Origin of the sequence: Pseudomonas sp. R62 (genome assembly GCF_000257605.1) — a bacterium.
Taxonomy (GTDB): domain Bacteria; phylum Pseudomonadota; class Gammaproteobacteria; order Pseudomonadales; family Pseudomonadaceae; genus Aquipseudomonas; species Aquipseudomonas atacamensis.
Genome location: NZ_JH635999.1, coordinates 2293543 through 2298060, shown reverse-complemented (window position 1 = coordinate 2298060; position 4518 = coordinate 2293543). Strand labels below are relative to the sequence as shown.

Annotated in this window: 3 protein-coding genes and 1 pseudogene; all 4 read left to right on the top strand. The window is 56.4% G+C overall.

Features of this window, described 5'->3' with window-relative positions:
* Window positions 1–1441: pseudogene (locus tag OQK_RS28100) on the top strand (toxin VasX); the annotation flags it as partial.
* Complete coding sequence (locus OQK_RS28095) at window positions 1431–2546, top strand: hypothetical protein (protein ID WP_038861896.1); 1116 nt, start codon at window positions 1431–1433, stop codon at window positions 2544–2546. The pseudogene OQK_RS28100 and the gene OQK_RS28095, both read left to right, overlap by 11 nt.
* A gap of 230 nt (window positions 2547–2776) precedes the next feature.
* Window positions 2777–3886 carry a hypothetical protein gene (locus OQK_RS28090; protein ID WP_086783934.1) on the top strand — a complete coding sequence of 370 codons (1110 nt, stop codon included), beginning with the start codon at window positions 2777–2779 and terminating at the stop codon, window positions 3884–3886.
* A 172-nt stretch (window positions 3887–4058) separates the two neighbouring features.
* On the top strand, window positions 4059–4518 hold a 460-nt coding region (gene selD, locus OQK_RS28085; RefSeq protein WP_016775392.1), incomplete at its 3' end, for a selenide, water dikinase SelD.

The window sequence follows — 4518 nt, the reverse complement described above, 5'->3', positions numbered from 1 at the left end:
AGGCCGCCTCGCGGCGGCGTTGAGCCCGATTGACGAACTGCCGGATCGCTCGGCACGGCTGTACGGCGCCACCCCGGCGAAAGCGGGATTGACGGTGGTGTTTCCGCCGGCGCAGCACGGGGAATTGCGTGGGTTGCTGGAGAATATTCGCGCGGGGGTGGCGGGGGTTTCGAAGGCGAGTCTGGTGCGGACGGAGGGGATGGGATTGTTGGTGGTGTTGGTGCAGGTGGTGAATTTGGTGGGGGCGTATCGAGAGGTAATGAAGCAGACGAGGGACAGGAAGAAACGGGCGGATTTTTTTGCGGCTCTTGCCGCGACAGGCGCGGCGGGTTTTACCGCTGCGCAGGGGCTTGCTGATACAGCTTTGAAGGCTCGCAGCACGAGTCTAGTTGGGAGTTTGCAGCTTGAAGCGTTGCAACAGGTTCGTGTGCAAATGGGTAAGTTGCATGTGGGGTTGGGGATATTCACTTACACCTTCGGCCTAGTGTCATCCGTAAATAGTTTTAAAAATCACAGACGCAATTGGCAGGAAGCTGTTCGTAGCGGAGATCACTCGGCGCAAAGCGGGGCTGCACTTGCCACGATGGGCGCCGGCGGCATGGCGTCCGCCAACTCATACGGTTTAGGTGAAACCCTGTTTGCTGGCTACAAAGTAATTACTGCCCAAAACAATGCGGCGCGGACAGTCGCTTGGGCTGCCGCTGGTACACGTCTTTCTTTAATATTCTTTCGCTTCAATTTAGCCGGCGCGTTGTTCACCGTGCTGGAGTTCGTCGGGACTTGGCTGTTCAATCGGTACAACCTCTCCGCCCACGACAAGTGGTTGAAAATCACGCCCTGGAGCCGTGATGAAGAGATGCGCGGTGACCACTCCCTCGATGACTATCAAAGTTATCTCGCGTTTTTAATACACGCTCCTTATGCACAATCAGGACCTGAGTCAAGCGACACTTGGCTGAAGGCTTTGCTTTTTGGCGCGAAGCCTAGCGATATTCATTTGGTTCTGCCGAGGCAGGCGCTAAATGATCTTCTGCCGTCGTTAAACGGTAAACCGAGTCAACGGCTGGGAATCGGTGCCCATCGCCTTGTTGTACCGCTGCATGGTCGCGGTGTGCCGCAATTGCGCAAGGAAGTCATCAGTGAGGAAATATTGAGCAGTCTGCGAATCGTGAAGTCATCACCAGATGGTTTGGTGCTTTGTCTTCAATACCCCGTACGTCCTAACTCTGAATACGTGCCTGCAAAGGAAACGCTAGAACTTGCCGTATGTATTCAAGCTGTGAATGGTAAAGGCGAGTGGGCATCCCGAACACGTGTCATTCATATTGATCCTCGGGATACTGGCCATTTCGCTGTAGTAGTTCCCGGCTCGGTCAAGGAAAACCCTCCGGTACTGCTGGTAGAAACTCAATACCTCGAATGGGCTGACCATGCTGAATAATCACAATGAGCCTCTTGTTGATGCGCAATGTGAGGTGATTAGAAGAGCGGGTGATGTAGAGCCGTTCCCAAGCGGAAAAACTACCTATCTCGCACCGTTGCCACTGCCCACACCGATGCCCCCTTATGGCCCACATATCGGTGAGCTCAATGATGTTTACATGGACTTCGGATTAGGCCAGCCGCAAGCTTTCATGTGGCAAATGACGTTGGGAGGGCCATTTGCTACGTCGTTCTCGGTGCTTTTTTTATTCCCAGTTTTTACTGGGTTTTTGGGGATTATTTTCGGCTTTGGTCAAGAAGCCATTTGGGCGTCAATGCTTGCCATCTTCGAAGAGGCTTGCGAGAACACTGTATTTACCGGGCCTTTTACCCTGTTCATCGGCCTAGGCGTCTGGCACCACGTCCACAAGAAACGCCTCTCCCTCATCCCAACCCGCTTCAACCGCCAACGCCGCGAAGTCTGCTTCATGCCCGAAGGCGCCACCGAACCTGTCTTTGTCCCGTGGGAATCGCTGTCCGCGTGGATCATCGAAGCCAAAGGCGCCACCCAATTCGGCATCCATCGGCAATACGGCATGGGCATCGGTTTTCATCACGGCGAAACCCTCACCAGCCTCGAATTCCAATGCGCCGGCCTGGAGCTCGCGATCAGTCATTGGGAAGCGATTCGCGGCTACATGGAGTACGAGGTCAACGACCTCAAATCGATCCAGGACCTGCAAGACCTGCAAGGCCCGGACGACCCACCCCACGAAGGCCTGCATACATTCCACAATGCCCGCGCGCGGATGCATCAGCAGATCCGTGAAGGCCGGCGCTCGCGGCTGTCGGGATTTTTTTGGTACCTGTATCACGTCATGACTTTATGGACGATTCCAAACCGTTTGGTCGAATGGGAAGTGCGCCGACTCGAAAGAATCGGCAAGCAGACGCTGCCGGAAGTCATGCGTGCATGGTCAGAGCCGATGCCCGAAGAGCAATGGGCCAAGCCCAGTGAAGAGCTGTTGCGACTAAGCGAACAAGTGCGGCGGATGCACAAGCGCCAGCCGCATCGGCCGATTACGCAGATTTTCGCTGAGGTTTGCAGGCGGGCTGTGGACTGATGCAGAGCAGTTTTGTGACCAGAGGAGGGGAGGTTTTTGCCTGTTTGAGCGCCTTCGCGAGCAGGCTCGCTCCCACAGGGGACCGCGCTGGATGCGGATGTTTCGGTTGATCTTGGCCGAGGTGGGAGACCCTCGGGGTGGCGGCCATTTCTCAGTTGTTGCTACCGGGTCGGTCAAGGAAAACACGATGGTTCTGCTGGTAGAAACTCAATACCTCGAATGGGCTGACCATGCTGAATAATCGCAGTAATCCTCTTTCCAGTTCGGAATATGAGGGGGTTAAAAAAGCGGGCGATATTGAGCCGTTCCCAAGCGGGAAGATTACCTATCTCGCACCGTTGCCATTACCTACATCAATGCCGCCTTACGGACCTCATATTGGAGCGTTCAATGACGGATACATGGACTTTGGTCTCGGCTCACTGGAGGTATTCCCATGGCAGCTAATTATCGGCGGAACGACCGCAGGCACTTTTATAGTTCTCGTTTTATTTCCTTTGTTCACGGGCTTGCTAGGAATTCTATTTGGCTATGGAAACGAGGCGATTTGGGAGTCAATGGTTGGTTTATTCGAAGTGGCATTGGAAAATGAATTAATCAGCAGCCCCTTGATCTTGCTTATCTGTCTAAGCGTCTGGCTCCACGTCCACAAAAAACGTCTCTCCCTCATCCCAACCCGCTTCAACCGCCAACGCCGCGAAGTCTGCTTCATGCCCGAAGGCGCCACCGAACCTGTCTTTGTCCCGTGGGAATCGTTGTCCGCCTGGATCATCGAAGCCAAGGGCGCCACCCAGTTCGGGATCCATCGCCAATACGGCATGGGCATCGGTTTCTACCAAGGTGAAACCCTCATAAGCCAGGAGTTCCAATGCGCCGGCCTGGAGTTCGCGATCAGCCACTGGGAAGCGATTCGCGGTTACATGGAGTACGAAGTCAACGACCTCAAATCCATTCAGGATTTGCAAGACCTTCAAGGCCCAGACGACCCACCCCACGAAGGCCTGCACACTTTCCGCAATGCCCGCGCGCGGATGCACCAGCAGATCCGTGAAGGCCGGCGCTCGCGGCTGTCGGGGTTCTTTTGGTACCTGTATCACGTCATGACTTTATGGACGATTCCAAACCGTTTGGTCGAATGGGAAGTACGGCGTCTGGAAAGGATCGGCAAACAGGCGCTGCCGGAAGTCATGCGCGCCTGGTCCGAGCCGCTGCCCGAAGAGCAATGGGCCAAGCCCAGTGAAGAGCTGTTGCGACTAAGCGAACAAGTGCGGCGGATGCACAAGCGCCAGCCGCATCGGCCGATTACGCAGATTTTTGCTGAGGTTTGCAGGCGGGGCTGACTGGGCGGTGCAGGCAGGTTCGATTGCTTTCGCGAGCGGGCTCGCTCCCACAGGAGACCACGGTACAAATGTGGGAGCGAGCCTGCTCGCGAAGGGGCCGCTCGGTCAGCACAAAAATCTGCGCTCTCGCGCTCTGCTAGAATCCGCCCCATTCATTGCCAGAGACTCTCCCATGAGCGAGCCGATTCGTCTGACCCAATACAGCCATGGCGCCGGTTGTGGCTGCAAGATTTCCCCACAGGTGCTGGAAGTGATCCTCGCCGGCAGCGGCGCACAGAACCTCGATCCGAAACTCTGGGTCGGCAACGCCTCGCGTGATGACGCGGCGGTGTATGCGATCGATGCCGAGCGTGGTGTGGTGTCGACCACCGATTTTTTCATGCCGATTGTCGATGACCCGTTCGACTTCGGCCGCATCGCCGCGACCAATGCGATCAGCGACATCTACGCGATGGGCGGCGATCCGTTGATGGCGATCGCGATTCTCGGCTGGCCGGTGAATGTGCTGGCGCCGGAAGTGGCGCGGGAAGTGATTCGTGGCGGTCGCTCGGTGTGCGACGCGGCGGGCATTCCGTTGGCGGGGGGGCATTCGATCGATGCGCCGGAGCCGATCTTCGGCCTCGCCGTTACCG

What these genes read in the sequence shown, in the direction of transcription:
- OQK_RS28095 (WP_038861896.1), top strand. Translation starts at nt 1,431, where the DNA reads ATGCTGAATAATCACAATGAGCCTCTTGTTGATGCGCAATGTGAGGTG.
- OQK_RS28090 (WP_086783934.1), top strand. Translation starts at nt 2,777, where the DNA reads ATGCTGAATAATCGCAGTAATCCTCTTTCCAGTTCGGAATATGAGGGG.